General features: G+C 73.8%; 14 protein-coding genes. 6 read left to right on the top strand and 8 right to left on the bottom strand.

All coding sequences use genetic code 11. The annotated features are described in order from the left end of the window. Positions 1 to 44 precede the first annotated feature (44 nt). Positions 45 to 734, bottom strand: a complete 690-nt coding sequence (locus PSD17_RS30080; protein ID WP_234028009.1) for a hypothetical protein — start codon at positions 732 to 734, stop codon at positions 45 to 47. A 277-nt stretch (positions 735 to 1,011) separates the two neighbouring features. On the opposite strand from PSD17_RS30080, the gene PSD17_RS30075 reads away from it, so the two are divergent. Next, positions 1,012 to 2,175, top strand: coding sequence for a glycosyltransferase (locus tag PSD17_RS30075; RefSeq protein ID WP_339125800.1), 1,164 nt, complete (start codon positions 1,012 to 1,014; stop codon positions 2,173 to 2,175). A gap of 4 nt (positions 2,176 to 2,179) precedes the next feature. Then, entirely contained in the window at positions 2,180 to 2,362 is a 183-nt protein-coding gene (locus PSD17_RS30070) for a hypothetical protein (protein ID WP_013677366.1), read from the top strand. Positions 2,363 to 2,390: 28 nt separating this feature from the next. On the opposite strand, the gene purH is transcribed toward PSD17_RS30070, so the two are convergent. The 6 genes from purH to sucC form a co-directional block, all read right to left on the bottom strand. Further along, the gene (gene purH, locus PSD17_RS30065) at positions 2,391 to 3,950 is read right to left on the bottom strand and encodes a bifunctional phosphoribosylaminoimidazolecarboxamide formyltransferase/IMP cyclohydrolase (RefSeq protein WP_013677367.1); all 1,560 of its coding nucleotides are present in this window, start codon (positions 3,948 to 3,950) and stop codon (positions 2,391 to 2,393) included. Next, positions 3,947 to 4,588, bottom strand: coding sequence for a phosphoribosylglycinamide formyltransferase (gene purN, locus PSD17_RS30060; RefSeq protein ID WP_339125797.1), 642 nt, complete (start codon positions 4,586 to 4,588; stop codon positions 3,947 to 3,949). Before purN ends, purH begins: the two co-directional genes overlap by 4 nt. Before the next feature lie 122 nt (positions 4,589 to 4,710). Then, entirely contained in the window at positions 4,711 to 6,882 is a 2,172-nt protein-coding gene (locus PSD17_RS30055) for a cell division protein PerM (protein ID WP_339125796.1), read from the bottom strand. A gap of 78 nt (positions 6,883 to 6,960) precedes the next feature. Beyond that, positions 6,961 to 7,764: a DUF5336 domain-containing protein gene (locus PSD17_RS30050; RefSeq protein ID WP_339125794.1), complete on the bottom strand. Its 804-nt coding sequence runs from the start codon at positions 7,762 to 7,764 to the stop codon at positions 6,961 to 6,963. 116 nt (positions 7,765 to 7,880) lie between these two features. Continuing rightward, a complete protein-coding gene (gene sucD, locus PSD17_RS30045; RefSeq protein WP_013677371.1) occupies positions 7,881 to 8,768 on the bottom strand; it encodes a succinate--CoA ligase subunit alpha in 888 nt (295 codons plus the stop codon). A gap of 2 nt (positions 8,769 to 8,770) precedes the next feature. Next, positions 8,771 to 9,943, bottom strand: coding sequence for an ADP-forming succinate--CoA ligase subunit beta (gene sucC / locus PSD17_RS30040; RefSeq protein ID WP_013677372.1), 1,173 nt, complete (start codon positions 9,941 to 9,943; stop codon positions 8,771 to 8,773). Positions 9,944 to 10,189: 246 nt separating this feature from the next. Between sucC and PSD17_RS30035 the strand changes: the two genes are divergently transcribed. Both PSD17_RS30035 and PSD17_RS30030 read left to right on the top strand, forming a co-directional pair. Then, positions 10,190 to 11,146 carry an esterase/lipase family protein gene (locus PSD17_RS30035; protein ID WP_339125791.1) on the top strand — a complete coding sequence of 319 codons (957 nt, stop codon included), beginning with the start codon at positions 10,190 to 10,192 and terminating at the stop codon, positions 11,144 to 11,146. A gap of 367 nt (positions 11,147 to 11,513) precedes the next feature. Further along, on the top strand, positions 11,514 to 12,266 hold the full coding sequence (locus PSD17_RS30030; RefSeq protein WP_339125789.1) for a M23 family metallopeptidase: 753 nt from the start codon (positions 11,514 to 11,516) through the stop codon (positions 12,264 to 12,266). Between the two features lie 24 nt (positions 12,267 to 12,290). Here the strand turns inward: PSD17_RS30030 and PSD17_RS30025 are convergent, their stop codons facing one another. Beyond that, entirely contained in the window at positions 12,291 to 14,693 is a 2,403-nt protein-coding gene (locus tag PSD17_RS30025; protein ID WP_013677375.1) for a UvrD-helicase domain-containing protein, read from the bottom strand. Positions 14,694 to 14,912: 219 nt separating this feature from the next. Here PSD17_RS30025 and PSD17_RS30020 point away from each other — a divergent pair, with 219 nt between their 5' ends. Further along, entirely contained in the window at positions 14,913 to 15,197 is a 285-nt protein-coding gene (locus PSD17_RS30020) for a chorismate mutase (RefSeq protein ID WP_013677376.1), read from the top strand. A 57-nt stretch (positions 15,198 to 15,254) separates the two neighbouring features. Continuing rightward, entirely contained in the window at positions 15,255 to 15,578 is a 324-nt protein-coding gene (locus tag PSD17_RS30015) for a hypothetical protein (RefSeq protein WP_013677377.1), read from the top strand. Positions 15,579 to 15,596: the final 18 nt, after the last annotated feature.

The following is a 15,596-nucleotide window of genomic DNA, read 5'->3' as shown; positions in this document are numbered from 1 at the left end:
GGTCAGGGACGCGCTCGCCGGGGACGCGCTCCCCCGGGGCGCGCTCACACCGCCGCCCTCGCGGCGGCCTGCAGCGGGACGGACACGGCGTCGTCCGCCGGCGGCTCCACGGCCCCGGACCCGCCGGGCAGTTGCATCCCCGCGGTCCGACCGTCGGGAGCGATCCCGCGTCCACGGACCCGGACCTGCACGTGCCGCGCCCGCAGCCGTCCCGCGCCCGCACCCACCAGCCCCTGCCACGCGGCGCGCGTGCAGCTCAGCTCCAGATCCGCTCCCGGCCACGCCCCGAGCGCGACCAGCACCGCACCCCGCTGCCGGACCCGCGCGGCCAGCCGCTGCCGGTCGGCCGCACGGACCCCGGCCCGCTCGTGGCCCGCCACCGCCACCAGGTCGAGCCCGTCGACCAGCGCGGCGACCACGGCGACGAGATCCCGCCCCGGCCGGGGCACGAGCGCCAGCCGATCCAGCCGGACACCGGCCTCGGCCGCGGCGAGCAGCCCCAGGTCGGGACGGCCGACCACCCCGGCCCACGCCCCGCTCGCGGATGCCGCGGACAGCAGCGCGAACAGCAACGACGTCGACCCCGGGCCGGCGCCGACCGCGACCGTCGACCCCCGGCGCAGCCCGCCGGCGGGCAGGACCCGCGCCAGCGGGGCCGCGACGGGCAGGACCCGCCCGTCGTCGCCCGGGGTGGGCGACGCGCGCGCCCCCTCCGACCGGGCCGGTCGCTCCATCCGCCGCAAGAGGCCCCGTGCGACCTCCAGCCGGCTCGCCGCGTCCACCCCGGCGGGAACTGCCCCAGGCGCCACCACACACCCCCTGTTCGAACTGATGTTCGAATCATAGGGACGTCTCCCGGCCGCCTCAACCCGGCCTGTGGACAACTCCGAGTACCCGTCACTGACACTCACTCGATCGAGGAATGCCGTCACAGGTCGCGGTCACTGTACGAATAACCGGCCGGCGCGAACCCCGCCCGGCGGCCGACTTCGACTCGTTGGAGCGACAGACGTGACGCGGGGTCAGAAACGCCGGAGCCAGCTCGCCGCCCTCACGCTGGACCTCCCACCGGCGCCCCTCGACGATGCTCCCACCGGAACCAGGCCCCGGATCGTCGCCCTCGTCCCCGCACACGACGAGCAGCGCGCCCTGCCCGAGGCGCTCGCGTCGCTGCGCGACCAGACGACCGCGCCCGACCGGATCGTCGTCGTCGCCGACAACTGCACCGACGACACCGTGCCGGTGGCGCGCCGTCACGGCGCGGAGGTACTCGAGACCGTCGGCAACACCGACCGCAAGGCGGGTGCCCTCGGCCAGGCGCTCGACGCCCTGCTCCCGGCGCTGGCCGACGACGACCTGCTGCTCGTCGCGGACGCGGACTCGATGCTCGTCACCGGGTTCGTCGAGACGGCGCTGCGCACGCTGCGCGACGACCACACCGTCGGCGCCGTCGGCGGGGTGTTCCACGGCGAGGCGGGGTCCGGGCTCGTGGGGGCGTTGCAGCGCAACGAGTACGCCCGTTACGCCCGCGAGATCGCGCGGCGTGCCGATCGCGCCACGGTGCTCACCGGGACCGCGACGCTGTTCCGGGTCGGCGTGCTGCGCGAGGTCGCCGCCGCACGTGGCACCCGGCTACCAGGGCCCGCCGGTCGCGTCTACGACCCCGCCGCACTCACCGAGGACAACGAGATCACCCTCGCCGTCCGCACGCTCGGATGGCGGACGGTCTCCCCGCCGGGTTGCGGCGTCCTCACCGAGATCATGCCGACCTGGGCCGACCTGTGGCGGCAACGGCTGCGCTGGCAGCGCGGGGCCCTGGAGAACCTGCGCGGGTACGGCCTCAACGTCGTCACCGCGCCGTACCTCGCCCGGCAGGCCGGGATGTACGCGGGCATCGTCGCGGTCGGGCTGTTCCTGCTGGCCACGGCCCTGTTCGCGACGGCGGGCCTGCTCGGCCCGCCCACCGGGTTGTGGATCGCGGTGACCGCGGTGTTCGTCGTCGAACGGGTGTGGACGGTGCGGGCCCGCGGCTGGCGCGGGATGGCGCTGGCGCTGCCGATGGTCGTCGAGTTCGGCTACGACCTGTTCCAGCAGGCCGTCTTCCTGCGCGCCGCGGCCGACGCACTGCGCGGCGACCGCGCCGACTGGCACCACCTCGCACCGAGCGGGGCGTGAGGGGTTGTACGCCAAGGTCTGCGCGGCCACCGGCGGCATCGCGGTGCCACTCGGGCTGGCCGGCTACGCGGTACCGGACCTGCCGTGGCCGCTGGCCCTGCTCTGGCACGTCGTCGCCGTGACGACCCTGCTCGCCGCGGCCCTCGCCCTGCGCCGGATGCTCCCGAGAGGGCGGGGCCGCGGGTGAGCGCGGCACGCGCTCAGCTCAGTTCGACTCAGTGCGCGAAGTGCCGCGTGCCCGTCAGGTAGAGCGGGACCCCGGCCGCCGCCGCGGCGGCGGTGACGACGTCGTCGCGGATCGAGCCGCCCGGGTGCACGACGGCCGCAACACCCGCCTCGAGCAGGATCTCCAGGCCGTCCGGGAACGGGAAGAAGGCATCGGACGCGGCGACGGACCCACGGGCGCGCTCGCCTGCCCGGGCCACGGCGAGCCGCGCCGAGTCGACCCGGTTGACCTGCCCCATCCCGACGCCGACGGCCGCGCCGCCCGACGCCAGCAGGATCGCGTTGGACTTGACCGAGCGGCAGGCCCGCCAGGCGAAGCGCAGGTCGGCGAGCACGTCCTCGGACACCGGCTCGCCGGCCGCGAGGGTCCACGACGACGGGTCGTCACCCGGTGCGTCGATGGCGTCGCGCTGCTGCAGGAGCAGCCCGCCGGAGATCGCGCGCTGCTCGACGCCGGTGCGCCGGACGACGCCGTCGATGCGCAGCAGCCGGACGTTCTTCTTGCGCGACAGGATCTCCAGCGCCTCCGGCGCGTACGACGGGGCGAGCACGACCTCGGTGAAGATCTCGGCCACCTGGGTGGCCATCTCCGCGCTGACCTCGGCGTTGACGGCGATGACCCCGCCGAACGCGCTCAACGGGTCGGTGGCGTGGGCCTTGCGGTGCGCCTCGGCGACGTCGGCACCCACGGCGATGCCGCAGGGGTTGGCGTGCTTGATGATCGCGACGGTCGGCTGCTCGCCGTGGTCGTGCGCGGCGCGCCAGGCGGCGTCGGCGTCCACGTAGTTGTTGTACGACATCTCCTTGCCGTGCAACTGCTCCGCGCCCGCGAGCCCGCCCCGCCCGTCGGCGTAGAGCGCGGCGGCCTGGTGCGGGTTCTCGCCGTAGCGCAGCGTCGCCGAGCGCTGCCAGGTGGCGCCCACCCACTCCGGGAACGGGCCGCCCTCGGGGTCGGCCGCGAGGACGCTGCCCATCCAGGAGGCGACGGCGACGTCGTAGGTCGCGGTGTGCCGGAACGCGTCGGCGGCGAGGCGCCGACGGTCGGACAGCTCGAAACCGCCCTCCTTGACCTGCTCGAGCACCCAGGCGTACCGCTCGGGATCGACGACGACGGCGACGCTGTCGTGGTTCTTCGCCGACGCCCGGACCATCGCCGGGCCGCCGATGTCGATCTGCTCGACGCACTCGGCCGGCGTGGCTCCCGACGCGACGGTCTCGGTGAACGGGTACAGGTTCGACACGAGCATGTCGAACGGCGCGATCCCCAGCTGCTCGAGCTGCGCGAGGTGCTCGGGCTTGCGGGTGTCGGCAAGCAGCCCGGCGTGCACGCGTGGGTGCAGCGTCTTGACCCGGCCGTCGAGGCACTCGGGGAAGCCCGTCAGCTCCTCGACCGGGGTCACCGGGACCCCGGCGTCGGCGATGCGCTGCGCGGTGGAGCCCGTCGAGACGATCTCGACGCCCAGCGCGTGCAGCCCGGTCGCGAGGTCGAGCAGTCCCGCCTTGTCGTACACGCTGATCAGGGCCCGGCGGACGGGTCTGCGCTCGCTCACGGAAGGTCACCTCTCGTCCGGTCGCGCCCGTCGCGGACGAGCGCGGCGACGGTGCCCACCAGCAACCGCCGCTCTGTGATCTTGATGCGTTCGTGCAGTTCGGCCTCGGTGTCGCCGGGCAGCACCGGGACCGCCTCCTGCGCCAGGATCGGTCCGGTGTCGACGCCGCTGTCGACCAGGTGCACCGTCGCGCCGCTGACCTTGACCCCGTGGGCCAGCGCGTCGCGGACCGGGTGCGCCCCGGGGAACGCGGGCAGCAGCGCGGGATGGGTGTTGATCATCGGGCACGGCACGCCGGAGAGGAAGGCCGGGCCGAGGATGCGCATGAAACCGGCGCTGACGACGAGCTCCGGGCGGTGTGCGACGACGGCCTCGGTGAGTGCGACGTCCCAGGCCGCGCGGTCCGGGTGCGCGCCGAGCGGGACGGCGAACCCCGGGATGCCGGCCGCATCCGCGCGGTCGAGGGCACCGCAGCCGGGCCGGTCGCTCCCGACGGCGACGATCTCCGCCGGGTAGCCGGGATCGGCCGTCGCGTCGATCAGGGCCTGCAGGAGGGTGCCCGTCCCCGACGCGAGGACCACGATCCGGCTGCGGACCGGGCGCGCACCGCGCAGGGCACTGCCGGACGACGCGGGCACACCACTCCTCGGCAGAAAAGACAAGCGGACGTCTGTGTCGAGAGTAGGCGGCGGCGGGCGTCACACCGTCGCCGCCCCGTCCCGGACGGGTGTCGCAACCGCGCGAAGGTCCCGGCCGACGCTCAGGACCCCTTGCGGCGCTGGGCCTCCCGGAGCGCGACCAGCTCGGCGACGGTGCGCGGCGCGGCGGCGGGCTCGTCGGCATCCTCGCCGTCCGCCACGTCATCGACGTCCGGGTCGGCCGCCCTGGGGGCGTCGTCGTCGCCGGATCTACGGCGCAGCAGCCTGCCGCGGATCACCCCACGACGGCCCCTGCCGGGCGCCTCGACCTCCGGCCCCTCGGCGTCCGGCCCCTCGCCACCGGGCCCGTCATCACCGGCAGCGTCATCACCGGCAGCGTCATCACCGGGAACGGCGACAGTGGAGGCCACGGGTGAATCCGGGGCAACGGCGGCGGCGCCGGCCGCCGGCACCGGATCGTCGTCGATCGCGCGGCGGCCGGGCTCGCCACCGTCCTCGCCACCGTCCTCGCCGCCGTCCTCGCCACCGTCCTCGTCCCCCGCCGCGGCGGCCGCGGACCCGTCCGCGTCGGACCGGCCGTCGAGCTCGTCGTCCTCGGGATCGTCGTCCTCGGGATCGTCGTCCTCGGGATCGCCGTCCTCGGGATCGCCGTCCTCGGGATCGTCGTCCTCGGGATCGTCGTCGGCACCGGCGACGCCGCGCGCGCCCTGCCCCTCGCCCACCTCATCGTTCCCGGACTCGAGCTCGACGCCTTCCGAGCCGTCCTCGACGTCGTCGGAGTCCTCGAAGTCGTCGGAGTCCTCGAAGTCGTCGGAGTCGCGATCGAGATCCTCGGACCCGATCTGCGGGGCCGCGTCGCCGTCGCCGGTCGCGGACCCGGCGGGCTCGTATTCCTCGCCGCCCGGCTCGTCGTCGTCCTCGATCTCCTCGAGGTCGACGTTCCCGGTCCGCCGGGCGAGGGCGGCTCCGGGGGCCGACCGCTGGAACGTCGCGATCAGCAGCGCCGGCCCCCCGATCCACAGCAGCACCGCGGGCGCCAGCAGCTCGGGACGCAACCGGATCGGATCGAAGGGGCCGGCGGCCAGGCGTCCGCCCGCGAACACCGCGAGGACCACGACGACCAGCACGAGCAGGACCGCGGCGACGGCGGTGGCCCGCAGCCGGGTCCGGACGTCGGGGGTGTCGGCCAGGGCCCGTCGGCAGACCGCGCCGACCGTGACGCCGACGGCCACCGGGACGAGCAGGACGACGATCGCCCACGCCGGGGGCGCGGTGTCCGGCATGGCCGCGAGCAGCGGGAACGGCATCCGCGGGCCGGCGCTGACCGCGAACGGCGACGCCGACGCCGTCCCGACGACGACCCCCGGCCCCAACAGCCAGGACGCGCCCGCGAGGACGGCGTTGGGCAGGTAGGCCAGTGAGAGCAGGAAGGTGCCGAGCGCAGCGCCGAATCCCGGCCCGAGCGTGACGAAGGCGCGCTGGATCTCGCCCGCCCGGACGACCATGTCCACGGTGAGGACCGCGGCACCCGCCGCGACGAGCGCGACCAGTCCGACGGCGGCGCCGTGCAGCGCCGCGCCACCCCACGACGGGATGCGGGCGCGCCACTCGGCGGGCAGCCCGCAGGCGCGCAGCAGTCCCGCGCCGGTGGCGAGCGCGGCGAGCAGACCGGCCCCGACCATCGCCGCCCACGGCGCGACGGACACGGCCGCCGCAGCCGGGAGGAGCGCACTGGCCAGGACCGCGACCGCCGCGTGGGCACCGGCGTGTGCGGCGAGGACGGCACCGCCGTCGGTACGCAGCCGGCCACCGAGGCGCCGGACCGCCCAGCGGGCCCCACCGGCGATCACGAGGACCAGCACGATCGTCGGGAGCAGCGGCAGGACGCTCAGCGGCGCGCCCTGGACCTGCAGCGGGATCTGGTGCGCGGCGAGCCACAGCGGGATGGCGGCGGCGAAGGCGCCGTCGACGGACATCCCTGATCCGGACGTGAGGACGACGAGTGCGGCGGCCGGGACGAGCAAGGCGTAGCTGACGAGCACGGTGCCCATCGCGGCGGCGAGCAGGACCCGGAGCCGGTCGAGACCGTCGGACGGCGACTCCGCGGCGGCGGCGAGCACGTCCGCCCCGGGAGCGTCGTCGCCGGGCAGGTCGGCGCGGCGGCCGTCGGGCCCGCGGGTCCGCGCACCGGCGACGTCGGCACTCCGAGCCCTGCGAGCACCGGCGGAGACCTCGGCCGGCCGGCCTCGGGACGGGGCGGTTCGGCGGCTCACGCGGTCCAGACTCTCAGCGCGGCGCGTCGTCGGCGGTCAGGCACGCCGGGCGGGCGCGTCGGGCTTGGTGCAGGTCACCTACTGCTGCGGCGGTGTCTGCGCACGGTTCTCGCCGGTGGAGAGGGTCTGCGTCGCCTCGGCAGGGGGCGACCCGGCGGGGGGCGACCCGGCGGGCTGCGACCCCGTCGGGGACTGGCCGGGCGGCGGGGCCGGCGGGGTGGCCTGAGGGCCCGTGGGCTGCTGGCTGCCACCCCAGCCGTGCGCCCCGTACGTCGACGGGGCAGGCGGCTGGCCGAAGCCGCCGGCGGGCTGCTGCGGGGCGTAGGGCGGCGGCGGCGCGTACCCGGGCGGCTGCTGCTGGACGTATCCGCCCTGGTAGCCGCCATAGGGCTGCGGTCCGGCCTGCCCCGGCTGGCCGTAGCCGGGCGGCGGGCCGTAGCCCTGCGGTGTGGCCGGCCTGGGCGCCGGGGGCTTGACGATGCCGAGGTCGAACAGCACGACCAGGACGGCGCCCGCCGCCTGAAGGAGCGCCAGCACGAGCACGACGATCATGATCGCGGGCAGCGAGGCACCGGCCGACCCGCCGAACGACCCGAGCAGGCCCGCGACGGAGTTGCCGAACAGCACGGCCTGCAGCACAGCGAGCGCCCCGACGACCGTGACGACCGCACCGGGGATGAGCAGCCCGCGGCGGATCGCGGCGGCCGCGACGAGCAGCCCACCGATCATCAGCAGCTGCTGGCCCTGCACGAGGTAGAGCAGGAACGCCGAGGAGAACGAGCACAGGTAGATGACGATCCCGAGAGCGCCGACGCCGAGCGCGGCGAGCCGGGCCGGTCCGGCCAGACCCGCGTTCGCGGGCTGCTCGGTCTGCTGAGTCATCGACGTCCCCCTCGGCGCACCCGTTGCGCGCGCTCGTCGTTGCTACATCGATTTCGACGGTACCCGGCGCGGCGGACCCACCGTCGGCGGGCCGCCGCGCCGCGACGCGGTGGCGCTCAGAGCCCCGCGATGATCTCCCGCATCAGCGCGGCGGTCTCGCTCGGCGTCTTGCCGACCTTGACCCCGGCGGCCTCGAGGGCCTCCTTCTTGGCCTGCGCGGTGCCGGCCGAGCCGGAGACGATGGCGCCGGCGTGGCCCATCGTCTTGCCCTCGGGGGCGGTGAAGCCCGCGACGTAGCCGACGACCGGCTTGCTGACGTTGGCCTGGATGAAGGCCGCCGCCCGCTCCTCGGCGTCGCCGCCGATCTCGCCGATCATGACGATCGCGGCGGTCTCGGGATCGGCCTCGAACGCCTCGAGGGCGTCGATGTGGGTCGTGCCGATGACCGGGTCGCCGCCGATGCCGATGGCCGTCGAGAAGCCGATCTCGCGCAGCTCGTACATCATCTGGTAGGTCAGCGTGCCCGACTTCGACACCAGCCCGATCTTGCCGGGGCCCGCGATGTCGGCCGGGATGATGCCGGCGTTGGACTTGCCGGGGCTGATGATGCCGGGGCAGTTCGGGCCGATGATCCGGGTCTTGTTGCCCTTCGCGACGGCGTGCGCCCAGAAGTAGGCCGAGTCGTGCACCGGGATGCCCTCGGTGATGACGACGGCCAGCGGGATCTCCGCGTCGATCGCCTCGATGACGGCGTCCTTGGCGAACTTCGGCGGCACGAAGACGACGCTGACGTCGGCGCCGGTCTCCTTGATGGCCTCCTCGACGGTGCCGAAGACCGTGAGGTCCTTGCCGCCGATGGTGACGGTGGTGCCCGCCTTGCGGGCGTTCACGCCGCCGACGATGTTCGTGCCCGCCGCCAGCATCTTGGTGGCGTGCTTGGTGCCCTCGCCGCCGGTGATGCCCTGGACGATGACCTTGCTGTTCTCGTTGAGGAAGATCGACATGATCAGGCCCCCGCAGCCGCGAGCTGGGCGGCCTTGTCGGCCGCGTTGTCCATCGTGTCCACCTGCGTGACCAGCGGGTGGTTGGCCTCGTCGAGGATTCGGCGCCCCTCGATGACGTTGTTGCCGTCGAGCCGCACGACCAGCGGCTTGGTGGCCGCGTCGCCCAGGATCTTCAGGGCCTCGACGATGCCGGTGGCGACCGCGTCGCACGCGGTGATGCCGCCGAAGACGTTGACGAACACGCTCTTGACGTCGGGGTCGCCGAGGATGACGTCGAGGCCGTCGGCCATGACCTGGGCCGACGCGCCGCCGCCGATGTCGAGGAAGTTGGCCGGCTTGACCCCGCCGTGCTTCTCGCCGGCGTACGCGACGACGTCGAGGGTCGACATGACCAGGCCCGCGCCGTTGCCGATGATCCCGACCTGGCCGTCGTCGAGCTTGACGTAGTTGAGGCCCTTGGCCTTCGCCTTGGCCTCGAGCGCGTTCTCGGTGCGCTCGTCGACCAGACCGGCGTGGTCGGGGTGGCGGAAGTCGGCGTTCTCGTCCAGGGTGACCTTGCCGTCGAGCGCGATGACCTTGTCCTGCGGGTCGCGCACGAGCGGGTTGACCTCGACCAGCGTCGCGTCCTCGGAGACGAAGGTCTCCCACAGCTTGACGATGACCTGCGCGGCCTCCTCGGCGACCGCGGCGGGGATCTTCCCGGCGGCGACGATCTCGTCGGCCTTCGCCTTGTCGACGCCGGCGATGGCGTCGACGGGGATGCGCGCGAGCGCGTCGGGGCGCTCGACGGCCAACTGCTCGATCTCCATGCCGCCCTCGGCCGAGCACATGGCCAGGAAGGTGCGGTTGGAGCGGTCGAGCAGGAACGAGAAGTAGTACTCCTCGGCGATGTCACTGGCGGTCGTCACCAGGACCCGGTGGACGGTGTGGCCCTTGATGTCCATGCCGAGGATGGCCCCGGCCTTCTCCTTGGCCTCGTCCGCGTTCTCGGCGAGCTTGACACCGCCCGCCTTGCCACGGCCGCCCGTCTTCACCTGCGCCTTCACGACGACCGCGGTGCCCAGCTCGGCGGCGGCCGCGGCCGCGTCGTCCGCGGTCTCGACGGTCCGGCCCGGCAGCACCGGGACTCCGTGTGCGGCGAAGAGTTCCTTCGCCTGGTACTCGTACAGGTCCACTCGGCTCTCTCCTGATCACTCCGGTGTGCAGGCGGCCGGCGCGTGATCGAACGCGTCGCCGCCGCCGACCATCGGACTCGACCGTGTTCTCGCCCCAGGACCCTAGCCATGCGGAGCGCACCGTCCCTGACCTGGGCCGGTGAGACCAGTCACCTTGCCGGTGGGGCTGCTCACACCGCGTGATGCCGCCGTTCGGGGAGGTGTCCGCGATGGGCAGGACGGGCGTTTCTGACCTACCGTCTCCCCATGGCGTCGGCGCCCAGCGCGCGAGCCCGCCTGGCCACCGCGGCCGGCGGGGCGCGGACGCTCGCCCGGGAGGCCGCTCGCGCCGCCGGCTACGCGGCCCGGACCTTCGGCTCGCCGGGCGGGCTGCGCGGGATGGCGGTCGAGAGCGCCTGGCTCGTGGCGCACGTCGCGTCCTACCCGCTGGGCCTCATCGCCGAGACGATGCAGGACCCGGACCACTACCGCACCGACGTGCTCCCGCCCCGCATGCGCAGCCTCGTCGTGTCCGACGTGGCGGCCGCGGGGACGCCGATCATCCTGGTGCACGGGATCATGGACAACCGCTCGGTGTTCAGCGTGTTCGGCCGGGCGCTGCGCCGCCGGGGCTTCGGGCGTGTGCACGCGGTCAACTACGGCGTTCTCACCGGAGACCTGCGCGACGCGGCGCGCGAGCTGCGCAGGGCCGTCGAGGACGTCCGTGCGTCGACGGGCGCGGAGAAGGTGCACATCGTCGGCCACTCGCTCGGCGGCATGATCGCGCGCTACTACGTGCAGCGGATGGGGGGCGACGAGGCCGTCGACACGCTGGTGACGCTGGGCAGCCCGCACACCGGGACGGCGACGGCCTACCTGATGCCCACGCCGCTCGCCCGCCAGCTGCGTCCGGGCTCGGAGGTACTGACCGAGCTGGCCGGGCCCGCCCCGCGGTGCCGGACCCGGTTCCTCGTCGTGTGGAGCCGCCTCGACGAGATGGTCGTCCCGCAGGGCAACGCGCGGCTGACCCACCCGGACCTGTGGGTCGAGGAGCTCGAACTGCGTGACGTGGGTCACCTTTCACTGCCGATCGACCCGCGAACGGTGCACTGGGTGGCCACGGCGCTCGCCCGCAGCGACGCCCGCACTGATCACTTCACTCGCAGGTCGCGCTCCCGACGGGCGACGAATGCCACGATGCGTGACCGATCCTCACCCGCCTGAACCCGTTCGGGTGCACCTGCGCACACGCCCCTGGGGGATTTGCCCCGGCACCGCGGAGCCCGCTAGTTTCGCGACGTCCGTGTCACGGACGGGTCACGACAGGTGACGGAGCCGGCCCCGAACCGGTTCCGCCGAGGGTCTCCCCAACCCGACCTGCCCGCCCCGACCGTGCAACGGGCTGCCTCATCGGTATCGAGAAGGGCAGTTCTTGTCGCGCCACCGCTCCCCACGCGGCGCCGACCAGGACCTCCACGCACACCCGCCCGCGGGCGGGTGTGCGGTTGCAGGAGGTCACCGGTTACCGGCGCCTCCGTCGCCGTCCATCCGTGGGCGGGCGACGGTCGCCTTCGCGGCGGCCGGCGCGGTCGTGGCCGCGGGACAGTCGTTGGCGTCGCTGTGGAGCGCCGCACACCCGGTCGACGCGCCCTACGCGACCCTCTCGACCAACGCGATGATCCCGGTGGAGACCGTCACGCCCGCCGCCCCCGCGACCAGCGCAGGCGCGCCCCGCGCACTGCCCGCGATCGGTGCCGCCCAGCTCGCGTCCGTGGCCCCGGGCGAGTCGCTCGACCCCGGCGAGGACGTCGACGTCGCCAACCTCACCAAGGCCGTCGACATCGGCGCGAAGATCGCCCAGCAGGCGAACCTGCTCAAGCGGGCGCTCGCCGCCGGCGCGCCCGAGGGCGTGCTGTGGAACGGCGCCGCCTACGTGCTGCCGACCGTCGGCCGCTTCACGTCCGGCTTCGGCGCCCGCTGGGGCGTCACGCACTACGGAATCGACCTCGCCAACAGCATCGGCACCCCGATCTACGCGGTCACCGACGGCGTCGTCGAGGAGTCCGGACCGGCCAGCGGCTTCGGCCTGTGGGTCGTGCTCAGGCACCCGGACGGCTCGCACAGCGTGTACGGCCACATCAACCGCAGCCTGGTCACGGTCGGCCAGAAGGTCAGCGCCGGCCAGGAGATCGCCGAGATGGGCAACCGCGGCCAGTCGACCGGCCCGCACCTGCACTTCGAGATCTGGGCGCCCAACGGCACCAAGATCAACCCGGTGCCGTGGCTCGCCGCCCGCGGCATCAGCGTCACCGGCTCGGGCAACGACGGGCCGACGCACGACTGAGCGTCCGCGCGGTCCCGCCGCCGCTCAGAGCTTCTGCAGCGGGACCCCGCCGATCAGCATCAGCCGCACCGTCCCGGAGCTGCCGAAGTCGATCGTCACCGTCGCGCGGGCGCCCGCGCCGTCGGACGCCACGACCGTGCCCAGGCCGTACTTGTCGTGGTTGACCCGGTCGCCGACGTCGAGGCTGATCGTCGACTGCTGCAGCGTGCGTTCGGGGACCCGCCAGTCGCCGCGGTCGGTCGCGCCCGGACGGCGACCGAACCCGAAGCGCCCCACCGGGGCCGCAGGCCGCCGGGTCTCCTCGCGACGCCAGTCGACCAGCTCGGCGGGCACCTCGTCGAGGAACCGCGACGCGGGGTTGACGCTCGGCTGCCCGAACGCCGTGCGCACGATCGCCCGCGACAGGTACAGCCGCTGCTGGGCCCTGGTGATGCCGACGTAGGCCAGCCGCCGCTCCTCCGCCAGCTCCGCCGGGTCCCCCAGCGCGCGCATGTGCGGGAACACCCCGTCCTCCCAGCCGGTGAGGAACACGACCGGGAACTCCAGGCCCTTGGCCGTGTGCAGGGTCATCAGCGTGACCATGCCGGAGTCGTCGTCGGGGATGGAGTCGGCGTCGGCGACCAGGGCGACCCGCTCCAGGAACGCCGCCAGCGAGCCGGGCGCGGGCGCGCCGGCGTTGGTGTCGTCGGTGTCGAGCGCGGTCTCGCCCGACCCGATGACGGTGCCGTCGGGGTCTGAGGCGCCGCCGTCGAGGAGATCGGCGACCGCGGCGTCGCCCGCGAACTCGCGCGCGACCGTCACCAGCTCCGCGAGGTTCTCCAGCCGGGAGCCGTCCTGCGGGTCGTCGCTCGCCTCGAGCTCCGCGACGTAGCCCGTGCGACCGTAGACGGCCTCCAGGATCTCGGCCGTGTCGTCGCCGCGGTCGACCAGCTCGCGCAGGTCGTCGAGCATCCGCTGGAACTCGGCGATGTTGCGCTGCGACCGGGTGGCCAGGGCCGGCAGCTCCTCCGGCTGCTCGGCGGCGATCCGCAACGCCCGCGAGAACGACGTGCGGTGCCGCTCGGCGTACTCGGCGACCAGCGACTCGGCGCGGTCACCGATGCCCCGCTTCGGGACGTTGAGGATGCGCCGCAGGCTGACCGTGTCCTCCGGGTTGGACAGCACCCGCAGGTAGGCCAGCGCGTCGCGGATCTCGCGCCGCTCGTAGAACCGCACCCCGCCGACGACCTTGTACGGCAGCCCGACCCGCAGGAACACGTCCTCGAACACCCGCGACTGCGCGTTGGTCCGGTAGAAGACCGCGACGTCGCAGTTGCGGAACTCCCCCGAGTCGACCAGCCGGTCGATCTCCCCGGCGACGAACGAGGCCTCGTCGTGCTCGTTGTCGGCGACGTAGCCGACGACCTTCTCCCCGTCGCCCTGGTCGGACCACAGCCTCTTGTCGCGACGGTTGGCGTTGCGCGCGATGACGGCGTTCGCCGCCGAGAGGATCGTCTGCGTCGAGCGGTAGTTCTGCTCCAGCAGGATCGTCCGGGCGTTCGGGAAGTCCTGCTCGAACTCGACGATGTTGCGGATGCTCGCGCCGCGGAACGCGTAGATCGACTGGTCGGAGTCGCCGACGACGCACAGCTCGGCGGGCTCCGCGCCCGGGCTCGCCGGCTCGACCAGCTGGCGGACCAGCTCGTACTGCGCCTTGTTGGTGTCCTGGTACTCGTCGACGAGCACGTGCCGGAACCGGCGCCGGTAGTACTCCGCGACGGCGGGCAGCCGCGCCAGCAGCGACACCGTCTCCATGATCAGGTCGTCGAAGTCGAACGCGTTGGCCTGCCGCAGCCGCGACTGGTAGCCGACGTAGACCTCCGCCACCCGGCGCTCGAAGTCGTTCCCGGCGCGCTCGGTGGCGTCGTCGGCGGACAGCAGCTCGTTCTTGAGGTTGGAGATCTGGGCCGCCAGCCCGCGGGCGGAGAACTTCTTCGGGTCGAGCTCCAGGTCGCGCGCGACGATGCCGACGAGCCTGCGGGAGTCGTCGGCGTCGTAGACCGAGAACGCGCTGCGCACGCCGAGGTGCTTGGCCTCCCGGCGCAGGATGCGCACGCACATGGAGTGGAACGTCGACACCCACATGGCGTTGGCCCGCCTGCCCACCAGCGCGTCGACGCGTTCCTTCATCTCGGCCGCGGCCTTGTTGGTGAACGTGATCGACATGATCTCGCCGGGGTGCACGTGCCGTTCGGCCAGCAGCCAGGCGATCCGGTGGGTGAGCACCCGCGTCTTGCCCGAGCCCGCCCCCGCGACGATCAACAGCGGTGAGCCCGCGTGCGTGACGGCCTCGACCTGGCGGGGGTTGAGGCCCTCGAGCAACGCGGCACCCCGCTCCGTCGTCGGACGGGCCGGGTTCTCGGACGGCAGTTCGAACAGCGCGCTCATCGTTCGAACACGGTACCGGCGAGGGACGACGGTGCGTGCCGCGGCGTGCGTGTGGCAAACTCGTCGGCGTGTCGGTCAGCGCCTCGCGATTTTTCTACGGGTACCGGATTCCGGTCCCCGTCGCCGCCTGACGCAACAGAGCCCCGACGCCCCGGAGTCCATCGGACCCGGGGCGCTTGCATGTCACGGGCCGGTGGACCGCGCACCCAGGAGGAGAACATGTCCGTGAACACCGAGCCCGCCGCCGACACCGACGACGCCACCGACATCGACGCGCTCCGCCGCGAGATCGACCGGCTCGACGCCGAGATCCTGCGCCTGGTCAAGGAGCGCACCGATGTCTCCCGGCGCATCGGTGCCGTCCGGATGGCGGGCGGCGGCCCGCGCATCGTCTACAGCCGCGAGATCCACGTGCTCGCCCGGTTCCGCGAGCTGGGCGAGGAGGGCCGCGAGCTCGCGATGCTCCTGCTGCGCCTCGGCCGCGGACGCCTCGGCGGACGCTGACGCCCGGACCACCCGAAATCCCGCCACCGGCGGCCTCTGCGGTGGCACAGTGGAGTCATGGGGACCGTCTTCGGCATCGTCGCTTTCGTCATCGCGCTCGTGGGAACGCTCGTGGCGCTCGGCCACGTCGGATACCTCGCGATGCTCAACAAGAGTGCGAAGGAGCGCGGCCTGTCCGGCGGCGCCACCAGCGACTACGTCAACAGCCGGTGGAAGGTCGCCGGCGGCACCGCGCTCGTCGCGCTGATCGGCCTGCTCTTCACGACGGGTGGGGTCGTGCCGGACATCATCGGCATCCTGCTCGCCGGCGGCGCGGGCGTCGCGGCGAAGGGCGCGCTCGACGCGACGCGACGCGAGTTCCGCGGCCAGTTGCCGCGCTGACCGGCCCGCCGCACGGGG

Origin of the sequence: Pseudonocardia sp. D17 (assembly GCF_036984265.1) — a bacterium.
GTDB lineage: Bacteria > Actinomycetota > Actinomycetes > Mycobacteriales > Pseudonocardiaceae > Pseudonocardia > Pseudonocardia benzenivorans.
Note: the sequence above shows the minus strand (reverse complement) of the source record. Positions and strands in the feature narration are given on the sequence as shown.